The organism is Aeromonas sp. 603607, assembly GCF_049171595.1.
GTDB lineage: Bacteria > Pseudomonadota > Gammaproteobacteria > Enterobacterales > Aeromonadaceae > Aeromonas > Aeromonas veronii.
This window is the reverse complement of record NZ_JAAKOV010000004.1, coordinates 49,331-68,966: the sequence shown is the minus strand read 5'-3', so window position 1 is coordinate 68,966 and position 19,636 is coordinate 49,331. Positions and strand designations below refer to the sequence as shown.

Here is a 19,636-nt window from a genome sequence, read left to right as displayed (position 1 = left end):
GCAACCAGATCAGAATTCGTAGCGCAGGCCGAGGTGGTAGAAGCTCTCGCTGTTGCTGCTGCCACCAAAACTGGTGATGGTGCTACCAGCCAGACCATCTTCACCATTGCGGATCACATAGGCGCTGTAGAGGGAAGATCGCGGGGTGAGCTTGTATTGCAGTTCCAGCGTAGTATCGCGCAGTGCCATCTGGTCGCCCCCCTCGTTGACGAGGTGACGATAGCCTGCGCGGGCCGCCCACTTCTGGTTGATGTCATACACCGCGGTCAGTTCCCACACCTTGTCTTCACTGTCGGCACGGCCATCGCGATAGGTCACCTGATCCTTGCTATAGAGGGCGCCCAACATCAGAGGGCCGAGATAGTAGCGGGTACCGATCCCGGCGAAGCGATACTCATCGGTATTGGGATCGACCTTGCTGCCACTGCTCTGGGCGGCTTTGGTCTGCTGATACGCCACGACTGGAGCCAGTTTGCCTGCATTGCCCAGATCGAAGGTGTAGCGCAGGGCGCCGTTGTAGCCGTAATCAAGATCCGAGGTACCGTTACCAAGGATGTAGGCGAGCGAGAGATCCAGATTGCCGAGGGTGTTCTGGTACTGCAGGGTGCCATCCTGACGGAACACCTGCACGGCGGTGGAGTCCACCTTGCTGGCCTGACGAGCCATGGAGACATCAGAGGCGGCAAACACATCGCCAATATCGGTGAACATGATGAGGCCGGAAGAGACGCGCCCGCCGGTCACCTTGCCCCACTGGCCACCGTCGATCCCGGCCCACACGTAACGGGCAGTGAGATCGCTGCTGTTCTTCTGCACGTTGTTGGCGTATTCGGCTGCATTGACCTGATATTGCGCCATGCCGATCACTGCGACATCGTCATTGACGGTCTGACGGGCGGTAAAGCCGATACGGCCATCGAAGTCACCTTGATCATTGCCGCTCTTCTTGTCGGAAATATTGAAGCCAAGACGGCCGTAGAGGTCGACGTTGGAGCCATCGTCAGCCTGATAGATGACGGCCGCATGAGCGGAACCTGTGCCGAGCAGTGCGGGAAGAACCAGAGCAAGCATGGATTTTTTCATTTTTTATCGTTCCTGTACGGGCTCTGTGCCAGAGCCGGGATGAGTTTGGCCATGACCCCGATTGCTCGGGGCCAGACCTTGGCTAGAAATCCGGAGGAGGGATTAACTCAGATCGACGTTCTTGCAGCCGAACATCAGGGTGAAGAGATAGCCGCCGAGGTAGGCGACGGCGAGGCCGACCGCATAGACCATCATGCCGGGGAAGATCCCCTGGGCGGAGGTCATCAGCGGCAGGGCGACGATACCGGATGGTCCAAAGACGGTGTTGAGGCCGACCGGCAGACCCAGCCAGGAGATCAGGCCAACCACGAAGCCCCCCAGCGAACCACCGCAGCAGGCCGTGATAAAGGGTTTGACCCGCGGCAGGGTGACGCCGTAGATGAGCGGCTCACCGACCCCCAGAATGCCCGGAATGATGGTGCCCTTCACCTGAGTGCGCAGTAGGGAATCCTTGCCTGCCCGGCTGTAGAGCGCCAGCGCAGCCCCTACCTGTCCGGCACCGGCCAGCGCCAGGATAGGAAACAGGGAGTTGAAGCCCTGGGCATCCATCAGCGCAAAGTAGACGGGAACGAACCCCTGGTGGATGCCGAACATCACCGAGATGAGGAACAGGCCAGCCAGAATAGCGGTACCGAACGGGTTGCCATTGAGGTTGATGAAGAGCCAGGACATGCCGTTATAGAGCTGCACGCCGAGGGGCATGATCAGGATAAAGGTGACGGCTCCCATGATCAGCAGGGTGATGCAGGAAGTGAGGATCATATCCAGACTGTCCGGCATGTAGCGGCGAACCTGGCGCTCAACTGAGGCGCCTATGATGCAGGCGATCAGCACGCCGATGATGTTGCCGCGGGGATCGATCTGATGGCCGAAGAAGTCGGTGATACCGGAGTAGATGCCGCTGCTGGCCTGAGGGTCATAACCCATGACAAACAGAGAGGCGATGATGGCACCGTTGACGCCGGAGCCACCAAACGCCTTCTGGGCGTTGTAGCCGATCAGTATGCTGAGGAAGCTGAACAATCCCTTGCTGAAGAGCTTCATGTAGCCGACAAATTCGGCCAGCATGCCCCCTGTCTGCTGTCCTTCCAGCAGCAGGGTTTGCTCGATCAGGGTGGCGCAGCCGAGCAGCAGACCCGCAGCGATAAAACCGGGGATCAGCGGTGTGAAAATGGTGGCAAACTTGGCCAGGAAGCGGTGCGCCGCACTGCTCTGTTTCTGCTTCAGCGCCTGTTTGTTGGCGGCGGCGATGTCGACAAGATCCGCTGATTGCGGGCGGGGGGCGGTGAGGATGCCCGCGTCCGCACTCAGCATGCCGTTCATCATTTCGCAGGCGGTCTGGGCTTTGCCCGGACCAAGCACGATCTGGAACTGGTTGTCGCTTTCAATCACCCCCATCACCCCGGCGATCCGTTTGATGGTATCGCGATCGGCATGCAGGCTGTCCGCCAGGCTCAGCCGCAAGCGGGTCATGCAGTGGCCACAGTTGGTGATGTTATCCCGGCCGCCGATGGCCTGGATGATCTGGCCAATCATGGAATCAGTTATTTTTGCCATAAAGAACCCGGTCAGTCTGATGTGAGGGGGCGGATGCCCCCGCTTATGTTGTTATCCTGTCGCCATTGCTGGCGCGGCCAATGTGCGGTCGGCCGATTAATCTGTGCATTTGCTGATAAAGCCGCCGCTGCTTTTCAGCCGCTCTCGTGCTTCGCTGGCGGAGATATTGGCCAGGATCATCACAATGGCGGTCTTGCAATGGTTATCTGCGGCAGCAAGAGCCTGCTCGGCCGTGCCACGATCACATTCGGTTGCTTCCATGACGATGCGCTTCTGGCGCTCCACCAGTTTGGCGTTGGTCGCCTCCACATCCACCATCAGATTGCCGTAGACCTTGCCGGTACGGATCATGGCGCCGGTCGAGAGCATATTGAGGATCAGCTTCTGGGCTGTGCCCGCTTTCATGCGGGAGGAGCCGGTCACAATCTCGGGGCCGACCACGGCGACCATGCTGATGTCGGCCGCTTTGGCGAGCGGGCTGCCCGGGTTGCAGCTGATGCTGCACACTGTGGCACCCAGGCTCCTGGCATATTGCATGGCGCCCAGCACATAGGGGGTTCGCCCGCTGGCTGCGATACCCACCAGCACGTCGTGGGCACTGAAGTGGATATTTTTAAGATCGTTGGCACCGAGTTCTGCATCGTCTTCGGCATTCTCCACCGCCTGCAGTATGGCCTTGTGGCCCCCGGCAATCAGGCCGATGACCAGCTCGGCAGAGACCCCGTAGGTGGGCGGGCATTCGCTGGCGTCCAGGATGCCGAGGCGCCCGGAGGTGCCAGCCCCGATGTAGATCAGGCGGCCGCCTTTGCCAAATGCGGCTGCAATAGCATCGACCGTCTTGGCGATCTCGGGCAGCAGTTGGCCTACAGCCACTGCAACGTGTTGATCTTCTTGATTGATGATCCGCAGCATATCCAGCGTCGGGAGCTGATCGATCTCGATGCTGGCTGGATTGCGGGTTTCGGTAATCATGCTTGATAGGTCAATGGTCATCGCTTCCTCTACTTCAGGTCGTCGCCATTCCCGGCGTAAATCATTCTTCTCGATGCGGGTCATCATGCTCGATTTTTGATTTTTATTATGAGACTGGTGTCGCATAATTAATTATTCCAATTATTTTCTTTTTAAAGGAGGTAAAATTCCATCAGAGGAGCATAGAGAGAAGAGGGGGTGACAGGGGGATTGGCTAGCCTGCTTGATGGACATGCAACAAAAAGCCCCGGTCAGTAGGCCGGGGCTTGCAGAATCATCGGTGTTAATTGACCGAGATGGCGCGGGCGTCGATGAAGTAACGGGCTTTACCCTGTTTGTCGATCTGGATTTTGGCGAGCAGCCTCTCTTGCTGCCTGTGTTCCCACAGTTGTTCTATGTTGGCAAGAGCTGGATTGGCTATGCCGAGCACATTCAGGTATTCGTGAAACAGGCTATGACTGCCGATTTCGGTCAGCATCTTGGTCATATGGGCACTCTTCTGGAACAAGGGGGGCAGATACAAGATAGCCATGTCGAGCTGAATGAGTGCTGTACAAAAAACAAACAGAGATTCTGGCAACAGCAGAGATAATGCGGGTCAGCGAGTGCGGGATCGCAGACAACAAAAAGCCCCGTTCGGTGGAGCGGGGCTGGCTGGTTATTCGGTATCAGTTGATGGATATTGCGCGAGCATCGATGAAGTAACGGGCATTGCCCTGTTTGTCGATCTGGATTTTGGCGACCAGCTGCTCCCGCTTTTTATATTCCCAGTGTTGCTCAATCTTGGCGAGGGATGGGCTCGCAATCCCAACCACGTTCAGGTACTCGTGAAACAGGCTATGGCTCCCTATTTCGGTCAGTATCTTCTCCATCTGCATACTCTCCTGAAGTTGAGTGGGTATTCATCAACAAACCTATCAGCGTCCGTCTGAATAAAGTCTGTATAAAAAACAAACTAACCCATTTTTGTGTCAATAACATGATCAGGAACAAGATCAGTGCAGATCGTCAGGGACTTTTTGATACCGTTTTCAATCAGAGATGGCGGGCTTTTGCGGCAACTGATCAAACGTGCCGGAAGCCTGCGGTAGCGCCGGTGCGGTTTGCACGGCCTGGCCGCCGTGGAAGACCGGATCCTGTGCCACTTCCTTGATGCCGTTGATGCAAAACTGCATACCCATGCAGACCAGCAGGAAGCCCATGATGCGTGTCATGGCATCGATGCCGGTGGCGCCAAGGATCTTGCAGACCGGATCCGCCAGCTTCAATACTCCCCAGCTGATCAGGCTCATCAGGGCAAACGCAGTGACCATGGCGCCATAGATGGTGAGGCGGTTGTACTCGTCAGGCAGCTCGGCAATCTGGGCTGCCCCGCTTATCACCAGCGCCATGGTGCCCGGCCCGCACATGCTGGGCATGGTGAGTGGTACGAAGGCAATGCTCTGGTTGATATCGACCCCGCTCTGCTGGCTGGGGGCGGGGAACAGCATGCGAAAGCCGATAAAGCCGATGATGAGCCCCCCGGCCAGGCGCAAACCCGGAATGGAGATACCGAACAGATCCAGAATCGAGGATCCGATAAAGAAAGTGATGCAGAGGGTGCAGAACAGATAGATGGCCGCCATATTGACCTGACGTCGCACATGTTCGCGCGACATCCCCTTGCTCAGCCCCAGCAGCAGGGTGGCCGTGGTAGGCGGATTGACCATGGGCAGCAACGCCAGCAAAGCGAGAAATACGACCTGAAAGAACATGTTGAGCCTCGGATAGCAGGGATGAATGGGAATACCTTGATCCAGGTGGTCACCTGACTCAAGAGGGAGGCTATCTTATGCTGGCGAAACTGAACATAAGCAGTACAAAAAAGCCCCGGCAGATACCGGGGCTTGATGTTCGGTTCAGGCCGCTTGCGGCGCTTGCTGTTGCCGGATGGCCCGTTGCTGGAACCAGAGCCAGAGGCCGATGGCGAAACCCAGCACCGACAGGCTTACCACATAGTGGGAGGGGGCCAGCATGTCGCTCTTCATCCAGAGGGTCACCGCCATCGGGGTGAGGCCGCCGAAGATGGCGTAGGCCACGTTGTAGGAGAGCGACAGACCTGAGAAGCGCACCACCGGCGGGAAGGCGTTGACCATCACGTAAGGCACGGCGCCGACAATCCCGACCGCAAAGCCCGCCAGCATGTAGAGCGGCACCAGCTGGCTCGTACCGGCCGCCAGACCGTGATAGAAGGCGTAGCTGGAGCCTGCCAGCAGCAGGGAGCCGAACATGAAGGTGAGACCGCTGCCCAGCAGGTCGATCAGTCGGCCATAGACGATGCAGCCGAGGGTCAGGGCAATGATCGCCAGCGAGTTGGCGGTCAGGGCGTCCGCCGGGCTGATGCCATAAACCTTCTGCAGATAGGTCGGGGTCATCAGGATCACCACCACGATACCGGCGGAGAGCAGCCAGGTGAGCAGCATGGAGACCACCACGCTGCTCTTGTGGTTGCGCAGCACCGACTTGAGGGGCAGCTCGTCAGCCAGGGTCTTGTTGGCCTTCATCTCGGCGAAAACCGGGGTCTCGTGCAACCAGCGACGCAGGTACATGGCGACGATGCCGAAGATACCGCCCAGCAGGAAGGGAACTCGCCAGCCCCAGTCACTCACTTCGGCCGGGGTCAGGCTCTTGTTGACCGCAGTGGCGATGAGGGAGCCGAGCAGGATGCCGGCCGTCAATCCCGCCGTGAGCGTGCCGCAGGCGACCCCGACCCGACGGGCAGGAACGTGCTCGGCGACAAATACCCAGGCGCCCGGCACTTCACCGCCGATGGCGGCGCCTTGCAGGATCCGCAATCCCAGCAGGGCGATGGGGGCGCCGATGCCGAGCACCGCATAGGTGGGCAGCAGACCGATCAACAGGGTCGGCAGCGCCATCATGATGATGCTGAGGGTGAACATCCGCTTGCGACCGATGAGATCGCCAAAGTGGGCCATGATGATGCCGCCAAGCGGGCGGGCCAGATAACCGGCGGCGAAGATGCCGAAGGTCTGGAACTGGCGCAGCCACTCGGGAATGTCGGCCGGGAAGAACAGCTCGCCGATGACCACGGCGAAGAAGACGAAGATGATGAAGTCGTAAAACTCCAGCGCGCCGCCGAGGGCAGCCAGACTCAGAGTTTTGTAATCCTGTCGATTGAGGGGGCGGGCGTGATCGTGTTGTTGTGTGGTCGTGGTCATATCCGTATGTTTCCCATCGGTTTTTTTAGTTATTGTCACCCCGGACAAGGGGTATATACAGGTGATCGAGAGTATGCTGCCTGCCTCTTGTGTGTAAATCGCGCAATTCGCAACACTGTCTTGCATCTTTTTGGGGCAATCCGAGTGCCCCGCTGGCGGAGGAATGATGGAAAAGAAACGGGTACTGCTCTCCTGGAGCAGCGGCAAGGATTGCGCATGGGCTCTGCATCAGTTGCGGCAGGATCCCGCCATCGAGGTGGTGGGGCTGTTTACCACCCTCAATCAGGCATTCGAGCGGGTGGCGATGCACGGGGTGCGCAAGCAGCTGTTGACCGAACAGGCCGCCTGCGTCGGGCTGCCCCTCATCACCATCGATCTGCCCTGGCCCTGCAGCAACGAGGATTACGCCCGCATCATGACCGGCTTTATCGCCGATGTGGTGGCACAGGGGATCCGCCATATGGCCTTTGGCGACTTGTTCCTTGAGGATGTGCGCGCCTACCGTGAAAAGCAGCTGGCAGGCACCGGCATCGAACCACTGTTCCCGCTGTGGGGCAGCAATACCCGTGAACTGGCGTCGCAGATGGTGGCCGCTGGGTTGAAGGCGCGGATCAGTGCTCTCGACCCGAACAAGCTGGATGCCAGCCTGGGTGGCCACGATTTTGACGAGGCACTGCTGGCGGCGCTGCCGGCGGGGGTCGATCCGTGCGGCGAGAACGGCGAGTTTCACACTCTGGCCTGGGATGGTCCCATGTTTCTGCGCCCGCTGGCGATCTGCACGGGGGAGACGGTGGAGCGCGATGGTTTCATCTTCACTGACTTGTTGCCTGCTGATTCCAGCACCTAGTCGAGTTTGGCCTCCTGATCGCTCTTGTCGTCGTTGTAGCGCAGCGCGATCTCGTGAAACTGCACGTGGATGTGAGCGAAGGCATCCGTGATGTCGGGATCAAAATGGTTGCCCCTTCCCGCCAAAATAATGGGCACCACCTCTGCATGGGTCATGGCTGCCTTGTAACACCGCTTGCTGATCAAGGCATCGTACACATCTGCCAGCGCCATCAGTCGGGCCGAGAGGGGAATTTCATCTCCTATCAGACCGTAGGGGTAGCCGGTGCCATCCCACTTCTCGTGGTGGTAGCAGGCGATCTCCTTGGCCAGTCTCAGAAATTCCACCTCTACCCCCAGCGCTTCCTCGGCGTGGACTATGGCCTCCTTGCCAAGGGTGGAGTGGTGTTTCATCTGGGCGAACTCATCTTCATCGAGTTTGCCAGGTTTGAGCAGGATCCGGTCCGGTACGCCGACTTTGCCGATATCGTGCAGGGGGGCCGACTTGAACAGCAGCTCTATTGTCTTGGGGGTCAGCTCGGCACGAAAGCGAGGGTGCTCGCAGAGAGTTTCCGCCAATAGCTTCACATAATGCTGGGTGCGCAGAATGTGGTTGCCGGTCTCGTTGTCCCGGGTTTCGGCCAGAGAGGCGAGGGAGTGGATGGTGATGTTCTGGATCAGCTCGTTTTCTCGGGTGCGTCGTTCCACCTCCTGCTCCAGATAGGCATTTTGGTCATGTAGCAGATCCCGTGCCGCCTTCAGCTCAAGGTGGTTTCTGACGCGGGCCAGCACGATGGCGGGGGAGATCGGCTTGTGAATATAGTCCACGGCGCCGAGAGCCAGTCCATGTGCCTCGGCGCTCTCCTCTACCTTGGCAGTCAGAAAAATCACCGGAATATGCCGTGCCTGCGGCATCTCCTGCAGTGCCTGCATCACCTGATAACCATCCATCCCGGGCATCACGACATCAAGCAGGATCAAATCTACCCGGGAGTCTGATGACAGTATCTCCAGTGCCCGCTGGCCACTGATGGCGACCTTGACCCGGTATTGTGGGCTGAGCAAGGCGCTGAGCAATGAGAGGTTTTCAGGGGTGTCATCGACCACCAGCAGGGTGGGCTTGGTATCGGGATCCAGCAGGTTGAGCATGGTGGTGCCCTCACTCTTGGTTGAACAGATCGGGCCTGAGGGCCCGGACTCGTTGCAGATGTGCAAGTGCATCCGTAAAACGGAAGCCGGTAATGGCGTCAGCTATCCTGGATGCCGTCTCTCCCAGCACTCTCGTCAGCTGCTGCTGATGCTGCTGGAACAGGGTCAGAGCTCCGGCATCATCTTCCGCCAGCAGCCGGATCAGCTGCGCCAGCAGGGGCGCCAGGTCGACTTGTTCTTGCTCCGGCAGGTCGGCTGTGGTCTGGGTGGGTAGCAGGGCCTGTAGGCCATCGCTCAGTTGCTGCTGCATCTGCAGCCCCTGTTCCGCCAGTGGAAGCAGGCTGGTGGTGTCATCCCCCCGGGAGAGTGCACTCTCCAGCCTGGCCGAGATACCCCGCAGTGGTTCGGCGCCCAGAGTGGCGGTAATCCCCTTGAGGGTATGGGCCTGACGATGGGCCTCCTCCCGGTCGTTCTTCTGCAGGGCGGCGATCAGGCTCTGCATGGGCCGGGTGCCCTGTTGGGCAAATCGTTGCAGCAGATCCTGATACCACCCCCAGTTGTACATCAGCCGTTGCAGGGCGGCTTCGGCATTGAGTCCGAGCGCTCTTAACTGAGGCTGCAATGGCTGGTGCTGTGGTGAAGGTGCGCTCTTGGGTATTGCATCGGTTTCAACGCTGAAGGCAGGGGCCCAGCACTGCAGTGCGGCATAAAGCTTGTCGGGGTCGATGGGCTTGGCGATGTGGTCATCCATACCGGCCGCCAGACAGCGTTCCCGGTCACCGGCCATGACATTGGCCGTCATGGCGAGGATCGGAGTGTGGTGCCCTTCGCTCTCTTGCTGGCGCAACTGACGAGTGGCAGTCAGTCCATCCATCACCGGCATCTGCATGTCCATCAGGATCAGGTCGTATGGTTGTTGCGCAGCCATTTCCAGAGCAATGGCACCATTGGCAGCAATGCTGACGTCGATGCCCGCCGCTCGCAGCAGTTCCATGGCCACCTGCTGATTCAGCTCGTTGTCTTCTGCCAGCAGTATACGGAGTCCCTCGAAGCGATAGTTGTGGGTAGGCTGGGTGGGCTTCAAGGCAGTCGCCGTGGTTTGCTGGCCGAACAGCCCAATGATGGTATCAAACAACACAGAGGCACAGACTGGTTTGACCAGCACCCTATCAAAGCCGGCGGCCTCTGCTTCGCGAAAAATCTCTTCCCGCCCATAACCTGTCACCATGACCCGATAAAGCCGCTTGCCAAGGCCGCGGGCGATGAGGCGGCGCCCCGTCTCTATGCCATCCAGCCCGGGCATGTGCCAATCCAGCAGCACCACCTCGTAGGCGTTACCTTCCTGCTCGGCACAGGCGATCATCTGCAGCCCTTGCTGACCCGATTCGGCGGTGTCGACCACGAAACTCATGCTGCGCAGCAGGGCAGCCAGTATGGTGCGGGCGCTGGCACTGTCGTCGACCACCAGTATGCGGCGGCCACGCAGATCCAGACTTGGCAGATAGCGTGAGCGGTATCTGCCGCGGCCGAGTCGGGCAGTAAACCAGAAAGTGCTTCCCTTGCCCGGTTCGCTCTGCACGCCGACCTCCCCTCCCATCAGTGCCGCCAGTTCGCGGGAGATGGCGAGCCCGAGGCCGGTGCCGCCGTATTTGCGGGTGGTGGAGCTGTCCGCCTGCTGGAAAGACTGGAACAGCCGTTGCTGCTGCTCCTGGCTCATGCCGATCCCCGTGTCCTGCACCGAGCAGTGCAACAGCACCTCTTGCGGTCGTTTCTCCAGACAAGTGACCTTGACTAGTATCTCCCCCTGCTCGGTGAATTTGACTGCGTTGTTGGCGTAGTTGATCAGGATCTGGCCGAGCCGCAGGGGATCGCCATAGAGCAGGGTGTCTAGCTGGTGATCGACCTCGAACAGCAGTTCTATGCCTTTGGCTTCGGCCTTCTCGCCCACCAGGGTTGCCAGATTTTCCAGCACATGGTCGAGATCGAACTCGATCTGCTCCAGATCCAGCTTGCCCGCCTCGATCTTGGAGAAGTCGAGGATATCGTTGATGATGCCGAGCAGGTGATGGGCCGAGCGCTGGATCTTGCCCAGATAATCAGCCTGCTGCGAGTCGAGGCGTGTTTGCAGGGCGAGGTGGGCCATACCCAGAATGGCGTTCATCGGGGTGCGGATTTCATGGCTCATGTTGGCGAGAAAATCGCTTTTGGCCCGGGTTGCGCTTTCTGCCAGCTCATAGGCCTGCTCCAGCTCCTGATTCTTGGTCTGCATCACGGCGAACAGCTCATCCCGGGTCGGTTCAGCGAACTGCTGCTGCATCTGCAACAGCAGAGCGTCATCGGGCCAGTGTGGCAGGTGGCATACCAGAGCGATGGCGGTGTCAGCATGAGGAACCAGCCGGATGCTGCCATGGGTTGCACCGGGTGCGTTGTGCTGCAGTGGCTCGTCGGCCGAGAGGGAGACCCACAGCTCCCGCGTATTGCTCTCCAGCCAAAGCTGGAGTTGCAGTGAGTCGATGGTTGCCGTCAGCTGGCGCACCAGCTCCGAGGTGGTACCCGCCAGCGGCGCCACGAAGGTGGGGCTCTTGTCGATGCAGGTGAGCACCTGGATCACCTTGCGTCTGGCGGTGAGGGCTGCCGTCGGGCCAGAGAGTCTGATATCACCGATCAGCTGCCGCATCTAGCGCTCCTTCTCTGGTTGTACCCGCAGCACAATACAGCTCGCATCGTCGGTGCTGCGCCCACTATGGTCTATGACTTGACGGGCCAGAATGACGGGATCAGCCCCCAGATCCAGTGCGCCGTCACGCAGGTTGAGTGACTCGCTGATGCCATCCGAATAGAGCATCAGCACATCCCCCGGCTTGATGGGCTGCCGTTGCAGCAAGGGGGTGGGGAAGCGCTCCCCCAGCACCCCATCACGGGAGATACCGCGCCAGAGGTCATGGCCGCGCAGACAGATGCGGGTGTTGCCGATGCCGGCGTAGCTCAGTTCACCCCGTTCACTGTTGACCAGGGCTATGCCAGCGGCCGCTCCCCGGGTACCGATGCAGTGTTGGTGCAACAGCTGCAGCAGAGGTGCCGGCTCCTGTTCAGGGGTGTTTTGCAGCGCCTCTTGCAGTATCAGTGCCAGCTTGTTGGCCGAGGAGCCGTGGCCGCTGACATCGATCAGTACCAGCAAGACGCCGTCGGATGTGGGCCGGATAAAGACCAGATCGCCGGAGACCTTTTCCGGATAACAGGGTCTGTTTTCGCTAGCCCAGACCAGTGTCAGACCTGCCTGCCCCCATTGTTGGGTGGGCGTGATGAGACGTGGGACCGAGGGTACAGAACCCAGCCATTTGCGCGCCTGCACCAGGGTGCCCCCTTCCGGCGGTGTGCTGATGGTGAGCTCTGACATCATGCGCCGCACGCCGGGCAGTCCCAGTCCCAGGGTGCCGGAAGTGCTGTAGTGATCCTGCAGGGCCTGATAGACATCCGATATGCCGGGCCCTTTGTCACGGGCGATGATGTCGATGCAGGATCTCCCCTTCGGGTGATGGAGCATCAGGGTGATCTCCCCCTGCCCGGCGTATTTCAGGATATTGCTGCCAAGTTCGGAGACCACGGTGGAGAGCATGGCGCGATCCACGTCGGATAGGTTGGCGATAAATGGGAGCCGACGAACCGACATCACAGCCAGGTGCAGATCGATATCGTGGCGTAGCGGATAGCTGGCCTCCCGGGTCGCATGCTCTTGTATCATGGCGGTTTACTCCTCGCCCTGGAGGCGGCTGACATGGGCAAAAGCGTCGTCCATGTCGATGAAGCAGCGCAGTGGCCCGGGCTGTGCCTCGGCTAGCGCCAGAAATGCGGCGATCCCGGCATTGAGCCCTACCAGCAGGCAGGTGGCACCCAACAGACGGCACACCTCGGCAAGTTTGCAAACCTGTCTGAATTCATGGTGATCCAGTAGCATGACGCCGGAGAAGTCGAGCAAGACTGCATGGTGACGCCCGTGTACCAGTCGCTGGGAGAGGGCCTGCATCAGCATCTGCATGCCGTCGTCTCCGAGATCGGGGCGCATGCTGACTACTATGCAGTCGGCCATATCGGCGATGCCAAGATCGTTGTTGAGCTGCATGGTCATTGCCGCGACCTAGAGGGCTGAGCCAACCCGTTTGAGCGCTATTTCGAAGGCGTCTCTTAGGGTCGCCGTGGTACGGACGTCACCGACCGACACCCCCAGCTCCACCATGGTACGGGCAATGGCGGGGGAGACTCCCGAGATGATGGCTTCACAGCCCATAAACTGGGTCGCCTTGGTGATCTTGATCAGCTGGTTGGCGACGCCAGTGTCCACGGTGGCGACTCCGGCAATATCCAGCACAAAGACCCGGGCGCGGGTTTCGGCAATCTTGGTGAGCGACTTGTTCATCACGTCGGCAGTGCGCATGGAGTCGATGATCCCAACCAGTGGCAGCAGCAGGATCCCGTCCCAGATAGGGGTGACAGGGGTCGACATCTCTTGCAGAGACTTGTGCAGCTCCTCGCGCACTCTGGCGGCCTCTTCCGCTTCCACCATCGCCTGTTTGAGCTGGCGGTGCTGCTCCACCTGCGCCGTGATGTCGGTGGCAAACTTGACGATTTTACTGGGCTTGCCGTTCAGATCCAGCACGGGGTTGTAGGAGCCCTGGATCCATACCTCCTGTCCCTGCTTGTTCAGGCGGCAGAATTCGCCAGCCAGAAACTCGCCCCGGCGCAGCGTGTCCCAGAAGGCGAGGTAATCCGCCGACTGGGCGTAGTCTGGGTCAACCAGCAGCCTGTGGTGTTGCCCTTTCAGCTCTTCCAGCTGGTAACCCACTATGTCGAGAAAGCGTGGATTGGCATCCAGTATGGTGCCCTCCAGCGAAAACTCGACCTTGCCCATGACCCGGCTCAGCGCATTGAGCTGGCCCTCGAAGCTGGCCGTGAGCTGCTTCTGCCCGGTCAGATCCATGGCGTACAGAGTCATACGAGATAGTTGTCCATTGTCATCCAGAACCGGGCTGCAGGCTCCACGGATCCAGACATCCCGTCCCGGCTTGTCCAGCAGGTGAAGCTCGTCCTCCTGCGAGGAGCCGCTGCGCAGTGCGGCCTGAAAGGTGTCATGTGTGGCGGATTGCACCTGGTCCGGGGAGAGCAGCATGCCGTAGTGCTTGCCGGAGAGCTCATCTAGCGTGTAGCCCATGAGGCTCAGAAATCGCGGGTTGGCATCAAGGATCTGCCCCTCTGGCGAGAGTTCGAGCCGTACCAGCACCTGATCGAGGGTGTCTATCCCGGCATGATGAGTGGAAGGGGCCGAACCTGTGGTATTGGAAGAGGAAGTGTGCGCGTCCATGGCATCTCCAGAGAGAGTCGTTGATTTTGATATCAATAGCGGGTGTTAAGCAGTTATAGCCCACTCTGGCTCTTCCAGCCGATATCTAGGGTCAAAAGAGGCTTGTCATATCCTGGTTGGTGGAGGCTTATCCCGGGCGGATAAAATGGGGGGCTAGCCACCAAGACCGAGACCGTGAGCCAGATCCTGCAGCAGACCATGAATATTCCGGCCGACCAGCTCAATCCGGTGATCTTCGCCGGTGGCCAGCGGGGCAGAACACCAAGGTGCAGTGGCTCAAGGATAAGCCGATGACGCTCTTCTACGGTGATATCAAGGCGGCGCAGGAGGTCGGCATTCGCGGCATTCGGCTGCTGCGGGCCGCCAACTCCAGCTATCGACCACTGCCGTTGGCAGGGGCGCTGGGGGAAGAGGTGGTCATCAACTCCCAGTTCTGATCCGGAGCGGATCCATACAACAAGGGCGGGGCCATTGGCGCCCGCCCTTCTGTTTTTAAGGAGTCATGCAAAGGCGTAGCGCCTTGGTCAGCTCCGGTTATCAGTCAGCCCACGGCATCTCGGGCAGGCTGTCGAGGAATTCGCCGTAGCGGGTCAGATTGAAGGGGCCCTGATCGGCCTCCATCGCCATCAGCTCGGCCCCTAGGGCGCAGGCGATATATTGCAACGCCTCTTCCCGCGGGGTGCCCTTCATCACCAGCCGCATCAGGGTCGCCTTCACATGGGGAGGGTGACCATCGTTGAGCTGGTTCTCCACCATCTCCAGCAGCGTCTCTTCGTCAAAAAATTCCTGAGTGTCGTTCATGGGATATCCGCAACAGTGAATGTGGCGGCCAGTATAGCCTGAATGTGACTAACACCTTGAATGGCCAGCGAATAAACAATCCGATGAGGAGGCCATTTGTTACCCATAATTAGGAAGAGTTTGCCAAGGCAAACAGGTTGGAACACAGATAACATGGATGGACACGCCTATGCCCACGATAGATTCCCTGCTGGCTGAGCCCAAGCTACTGCCCCAGATCCCGGAAGTGATGCGCGATTTGATCCAGACCTTCAATGAAAAGGATCCGGATCTGCTGAAGATCAGCAAGTTGATCAACAAGGACCCTGTCATCTCCGCCAAGTTGCTGCGGCTGGCCAACTCGGCCAAATTCGGCAGCAGTCGTCAGATCGGCACCGTCAATGAAGCCGCGGTGCGGCTTGGACTGGCGATGGTGCGCAACATGGTGCTGGCCTGCGGGCTCACCGAATCGGTCAAGGCCGTGCCCGGCATTGATCTCAAACATTTCTGGGGCTGCGTCTTCAACGTGGCTGAACTGGCCCGCCGTCTGGCGGTGAAGAAAGGGATGAAGGGAGATGAGGTTTTTACCTGCGCTCTGCTGCACGATCTTGGCCGGCTGGTGATGCACGTGGGGCTGCCTGAAAACACTGTCCACCACATTCACGATCTGGAGCTGCACAAGGGGCGGGCCAAGGCAGAAGAGCTGGTGGTTGGCTTCAACTATGCCCAGGTCGGGGCGGCCATGGCTCGTTACTGGAAGTTTCCCGATACCATCAGCAATGCGGTGGAGTATCACTACAATCCCATGCTGGCCAAGGTATTTTCCGCCGAGGCCGGGTTGATCCATCTGGCCATTGTGCTGGCGGCCCAGTCCGATGTGGGGGAAGAGGCGCCCCCTGAGTGGCCCCACAAGGTGGCAGATGCGTTGGGGCTGAGCTGGGCCGATTGCGCTGCCCAGTTCACTGCGCTGCGCGAGCAGGGCAACGGCTATGCCGGACTGCTGGCCGCCTGAGCCCGTTTCTCCCATCTCGTCAGGGGTCGCACTGCGGCCCCTTTTGTATGAGTGATGGTGCCACAGGCTTGCCAGCCCGGGAGTGACGGGGCACTCTTTGCCCTTCACTTTCCGTTTGAGAGCCCTTGCCATGATTGCATCCTCCCGCCTGATCCTGCGCGAAATGATCGCCACCGACGCCCCCTTCATCCTTGAGCTGCTCAATGACGGTGACTTCTATCGCTACATCGGTGATCGGGGCATTCGCACCCTCGAACAGGCGCAGGAGTATATCCAGCAGGGGCCGGCAGTCAGCTATGCCCGCTATGGTCACGGGCTCTATCTGGTGGAGCGCAAAGAGGACGGTGCCAGCCTCGGTATATGCGGTCTGATCAAGCGCGATACCCTGGAGCAGGTCGATATCGGTTACGCCTTCCTGCCGCAATATCGCGGTCAGGGCTACGCCATTGAAGCGGCGCAGGCCGCCCTTGCCGATGGCAAAAGCCGGTTGGGGATCGGGCAGGTAGTTGCCATCGTCACTCCGGGCAACGAGCGATCCATCGGCCTGCTGGCCAAGCTGGGGCTGGTGCACAGTCGACTGGTCAAATTGAGCGAAGATGCCGATGAGTGCCTGCTGCTCGAATCCGGGGTAACGGAGTAACGTTCCGGCTGTCTGCGAGCCGGTCGATGCCAGGAGAGGGGAGTCCCACTTTCGGGAACAAGTGTCCCGTTTCCTAAGATCTTGTCAGCCAGCCCATCAAAAATGAGTTTTTGGGAGTCTCTGTTCCGTAAGCGAGACGCACCTGACGGGACCAGCCCTGCATAGTAGGCACACTGGTTTCACCGTCATTGGAGCAATGGACATGAGAACTCCCAATATCACCTTTATCGGCGCAGGCTCTACCATCTTTGTGAAGAACATCCTGGGGGATGTGTTTCACAAACCGGCCCTGAAAAATGCCAACATCTCCCTGATGGACATAGATCCACAGCGGCTGGAAGAGTCCCAGATTGTGGTGCGCAAGCTGATGGATTCCAGCGGTGCCAAGGGGCTGCTCAGTTGCCATACCGAGCTGAAACCTGCGCTGGCAGGGGCCAACTTTGTCATCGTTGCTTTCCAGATCGGCGGTTACGAGCCCTGTACCGTGACCGATTTCGAGGTGTGCAAACGCCACGGTCTCGAACAGACCATTGCCGATACGCTTGGGCCCGGCGGCATCATGCGGGCACTGCGCACCATCCCTAATCTTTGGCGGGTGTGCGAGGTAATGAGCGAGGTGTGCCCCGACGCCACCATGCTCAACTACGTCAACCCGATGGCGATGAACACCTGGGCCATGTATCAACAGTTCCCTCATATCAAGCAGGTGGGACTGTGCCACTCGGTGCAGGGAACGGCGCACGAGTTGGCCCGTGATCTCGGCATCGATCCGGCGACCTTGCGTTATCGCTGTGCCGGTATCAACCACATGGCCTTCTATTTGACCCTTGAGCATCAGCTGGAGAGCGGCGAATTCGTCAATCTCTATCCCGAGCTGCTGGCTGCCTATGAAGCGGGGACTGCCCCCAAACCCGGCCTGCACCACAACCAGCGTTGCCAGAATCTGGTGCGCTACGAGCTGTTCAAGAAGTTTGGCTACTTTGTTACCGAATCTTCCGAGCACTTTGCCGAGTACACCCCCTACTTCATCAAGCCGGGACGCCCCGATCTCATCGAGCGCTACAAGGTGCCGCTCGACGAGTATCCCAAGCGCTGCGTCGAGCAGATTGCCCGCTGGCAGGATGACCTCACTGCCTATCGTCAGGCCGAACGGGTCGAGGTGCCCGAATCGAACGAGTATGCGAGCGTCATCATCAACTCCCTCTGGAGCGGTGAGCCCAGCGTCATTTATGGCAACGTCAGAAACGACGGCCTCATTACCAACCTGCCGGATGGCTGCTGCGTGGAGGTGCCCTGTCTGGTGGATGCCAACGGCATTCAGCCCACCGCCATCGGTCGGCTGCCAACCCATCTGGCCGCCCTGATGAGCACCAACATCAACGTGCAGGCGCTGGTCACCGAGGCGATCACCGAGCGCAAGCGGGAAAGCATCTACCATGCAGCCCTGCTCGATCCCCACACGGCGGCAGTGCTTGGCATGGACGAGATCTACGCCCTGATCGACGAACTGATTGAAGCCCACCGCGGCTGGTTGCCGGAGTGGATTCACGGCTGAGCAAGAGCCCCCTGCGGGGGGCTTAACCCCCAAGGAGATAAACCATGAGCGTCTCGCTGAAAACCAAGTTGAGCTATGGCTTCGGGGCCTTCGGCAAGGATTTTGCCATCGGCATCGTCTACATGTACCTGATGTTCTATTACACGGATGTGGTGGGGGTGTCGGCTGCCTTCGTCGGCACCATCTTTCTGATTGCCAGGATTTGGGATGCGGTCAATGACCCCATCATGGGGTGGATTGTCGACAATACCCGCAGCCGTTGGGGCAAGTTCAAACCCTGGATACTGATAGGTACAGTGGTCAACTCCATCGCCCTGGTGATGGTGTTCAGTGCCCACTATTTCGAAGGGACGGCCCTGCTCGTCTATGTGGCCATCACCTACATCCTGTGGGGCATGACCTATACCCTGATGGATATACCCTTCTGGTCGCTGGTGCCAACGTTGACCATCGACAAGCACGAGCGCGAGGCACTGGTTCCCTATCCCCGCTTCTTTGCCAGTCTCTCCTGGCTTATTACCGGTGCCATCGGCCTCAAGGTAGTGGACTATTTTGGCCAGGGGGACAAGGCCCACGGTTTTCTGATGTTCACCTTCATCCTGGTCGCCTTCTTTCTTGTCTCGACCCTGGTCACCCTGCGCAATGTGAAGGAGCGCTACAGCTCGGCCGCGACCCCCACTGTCAGTCAGCAGCGCACCACCATCATGGATTCGGTCAAGCTTATTTTCCGCAACGATCAGCTCACCAGCGTGCTGTTTATGGCGCTCTGCTACAACGTGGCGAACAACACCATCACCGCCTTCGCCATCTACTACTTTACCTATGTGATTGGTCAGGAGTCCCTCTTTCCCAGCTTCATGATGTACGGGGGCATCGCCAACCTGATCACCCTGATGATCTTCCCGCGGCTGGCCCGCTTCATCTCGCGGCGGGTGCTCTGGGCGTTGGCCTCACTCTGCCCCATAACGAGCTGCCTGATGCTGATGTATATCGGTTTCATTGCTCCCCAGAATGTCGCGCTGATCATCCTCTCCGGCATCCTGCTCCACATAGGTACCGCCCTGTTCTGGGTGCTACAGGTGATCATGGTCGCCGACACGGTCGACTATGGCGAGTACAAGCTTGGCACCCGCAACGAGAGCATCGCTTACTCGGTGCAGACCATGGTGGTCAAGGCTGGCTCGGCCTTCGCCGGCTTCTTCATCGGTGTCATGTTGACTCTGGTCGGTTATGTCCCCAATGCGGTGCAGAGTGCCGAAACCCTCTTCGGCATGCAGGCCATCATGGTGGTGCTGCCGGCCATCTTCTTTGCCCTGACCCTGTTTGTTTACTTCCGCTTCTACAAGCTCAACGGCCACTACCAGAGCAAGGTGGTAGATCATCTGATGTGCAAATATGAATCCGAAAGTATCGAGGCCAAGCAGGCGCAGGCGGCGGCCAGCTGATCTCTTTCACCTATAACGCCGACCTTGGGGTCGGCGTTCATCAT

At 59.1% G+C, this 19,636-nt stretch carries 19 protein-coding genes; 6 read left to right on the top strand and 13 right to left on the bottom strand.

The annotated features are described in order from the left end of the window. Positions 1-9: 9 nt before the first annotated feature. From G5315_RS05810 to G5315_RS05780, 7 genes are all read right to left on the bottom strand, one after another. Complete coding sequence (locus G5315_RS05810) at positions 10-1,083, bottom strand: porin (RefSeq protein ID WP_421332696.1); 1,074 nt, start codon at positions 1,081-1,083, stop codon at positions 10-12. Between the two features lie 102 nt (positions 1,084-1,185). Continuing rightward, entirely contained in the window at positions 1,186-2,640 is a 1,455-nt protein-coding gene (murP, locus tag G5315_RS05805; RefSeq protein ID WP_041234056.1) for a PTS N-acetylmuramic acid transporter subunit IIBC, read from the bottom strand. Positions 2,641-2,736: 96 nt separating this feature from the next. Continuing rightward, positions 2,737-3,633 carry an N-acetylmuramic acid 6-phosphate etherase gene (murQ, locus tag G5315_RS05800; protein WP_421332694.1) on the bottom strand — a complete coding sequence of 299 codons (897 nt, stop codon included), beginning with the start codon at positions 3,631-3,633 and terminating at the stop codon, positions 2,737-2,739. A gap of 262 nt (positions 3,634-3,895) precedes the next feature. Next, the gene (locus G5315_RS05795; RefSeq protein ID WP_041209699.1) at positions 3,896-4,099 is read right to left on the bottom strand and encodes a hypothetical protein; all 204 of its coding nucleotides are present in this window, start codon (positions 4,097-4,099) and stop codon (positions 3,896-3,898) included. 181 nt (positions 4,100-4,280) lie between these two features. Beyond that, positions 4,281-4,484, bottom strand: a complete 204-nt coding sequence (locus G5315_RS05790; RefSeq protein ID WP_216952760.1) for a hypothetical protein — start codon at positions 4,482-4,484, stop codon at positions 4,281-4,283. A 159-nt stretch (positions 4,485-4,643) separates the two neighbouring features. After that, positions 4,644-5,366: a MarC family NAAT transporter gene (locus G5315_RS05785; RefSeq protein ID WP_421332692.1), complete on the bottom strand. Its 723-nt coding sequence runs from the start codon at positions 5,364-5,366 to the stop codon at positions 4,644-4,646. Between the two features lie 144 nt (positions 5,367-5,510). Next, positions 5,511-6,830 (bottom strand): MFS transporter, encoded by a 1,320-nt coding sequence (locus G5315_RS05780; RefSeq protein ID WP_421332691.1) that lies wholly within the window; start codon positions 6,828-6,830, stop codon positions 5,511-5,513. A gap of 166 nt (positions 6,831-6,996) precedes the next feature. On the opposite strand from G5315_RS05780, the gene G5315_RS05775 reads away from it, so the two are divergent. Next, the gene (locus G5315_RS05775) at positions 6,997-7,677 is read left to right on the top strand and encodes an adenine nucleotide alpha hydrolase (RefSeq protein WP_216954501.1); all 681 of its coding nucleotides are present in this window, start codon (positions 6,997-6,999) and stop codon (positions 7,675-7,677) included. Here the strand turns inward: G5315_RS05775 and G5315_RS05770 are convergent. From G5315_RS05770 to G5315_RS05750, 5 genes are read right to left on the bottom strand one after another with little or no spacing between them, the layout of a single operon-like run. Beyond that, positions 7,674-8,876 carry an HD-GYP domain-containing protein gene (locus G5315_RS05770; protein ID WP_216952761.1) on the bottom strand — a complete coding sequence of 401 codons (1,203 nt, stop codon included), beginning with the start codon at positions 8,874-8,876 and terminating at the stop codon, positions 7,674-7,676. The genes G5315_RS05775 and G5315_RS05770 overlap by 4 nt on opposite strands. Continuing rightward, on the bottom strand, positions 8,815-11,481 hold the full coding sequence (locus G5315_RS05765; RefSeq protein WP_421205585.1) for a response regulator: 2,667 nt from the start codon (positions 11,479-11,481) through the stop codon (positions 8,815-8,817). The genes G5315_RS05770 and G5315_RS05765 overlap by 62 nt, the downstream gene beginning before the upstream one ends. Further along, positions 11,482-12,546, bottom strand: a complete 1,065-nt coding sequence (locus tag G5315_RS05760) for an ATP-binding SpoIIE family protein phosphatase (RefSeq protein WP_216952763.1) — start codon at positions 12,544-12,546, stop codon at positions 11,482-11,484. A gap of 6 nt (positions 12,547-12,552) precedes the next feature. Further along, on the bottom strand, positions 12,553-12,924 hold the full coding sequence (locus tag G5315_RS05755) for an anti-anti-sigma factor (protein WP_216954502.1): 372 nt from the start codon (positions 12,922-12,924) through the stop codon (positions 12,553-12,555). 15 nt (positions 12,925-12,939) lie between these two features. Further along, the gene (locus G5315_RS05750; RefSeq protein WP_216952764.1) at positions 12,940-14,160 is read right to left on the bottom strand and encodes a PAS domain-containing protein; all 1,221 of its coding nucleotides are present in this window, start codon (positions 14,158-14,160) and stop codon (positions 12,940-12,942) included. A 290-nt stretch (positions 14,161-14,450) separates the two neighbouring features. On the opposite strand from G5315_RS05750, the gene G5315_RS05745 reads away from it, so the two are divergent. After that, positions 14,451-14,597: a hypothetical protein gene (locus G5315_RS05745; protein WP_302055900.1), complete on the top strand. Its 147-nt coding sequence runs from the start codon at positions 14,451-14,453 to the stop codon at positions 14,595-14,597. A gap of 100 nt (positions 14,598-14,697) precedes the next feature. On the opposite strand, the gene G5315_RS05740 is transcribed toward G5315_RS05745, so the two are convergent. Next, positions 14,698-14,961 carry a hypothetical protein gene (locus G5315_RS05740; protein WP_042658108.1) on the bottom strand — a complete coding sequence of 88 codons (264 nt, stop codon included), beginning with the start codon at positions 14,959-14,961 and terminating at the stop codon, positions 14,698-14,700. A 169-nt stretch (positions 14,962-15,130) separates the two neighbouring features. Between G5315_RS05740 and G5315_RS05735 the strand changes: the two genes are divergently transcribed. The 4 genes from G5315_RS05735 to melB all read left to right on the top strand — a co-directional run bounded on the left by G5315_RS05735 (position 15,131) and on the right by melB (position 19,592). Then, positions 15,131-15,952, top strand: coding sequence for an HDOD domain-containing protein (locus tag G5315_RS05735; RefSeq protein ID WP_201937502.1), 822 nt, complete (start codon positions 15,131-15,133; stop codon positions 15,950-15,952). A 130-nt stretch (positions 15,953-16,082) separates the two neighbouring features. After that, positions 16,083-16,592 (top strand): GNAT family N-acetyltransferase, encoded by a 510-nt coding sequence (locus G5315_RS05730; RefSeq protein WP_421332690.1) that lies wholly within the window; start codon positions 16,083-16,085, stop codon positions 16,590-16,592. Between the two features lie 202 nt (positions 16,593-16,794). Then, positions 16,795-18,147: an alpha-glucosidase/alpha-galactosidase gene (locus tag G5315_RS05725; protein WP_421172679.1), complete on the top strand. Its 1,353-nt coding sequence runs from the start codon at positions 16,795-16,797 to the stop codon at positions 18,145-18,147. A 44-nt stretch (positions 18,148-18,191) separates the two neighbouring features. Further along, complete coding sequence (gene melB, locus G5315_RS05720; protein WP_216952768.1) at positions 18,192-19,592, top strand: melibiose:sodium transporter MelB; 1,401 nt, start codon at positions 18,192-18,194, stop codon at positions 19,590-19,592. Positions 19,593-19,636 lie beyond the last annotated feature (44 nt).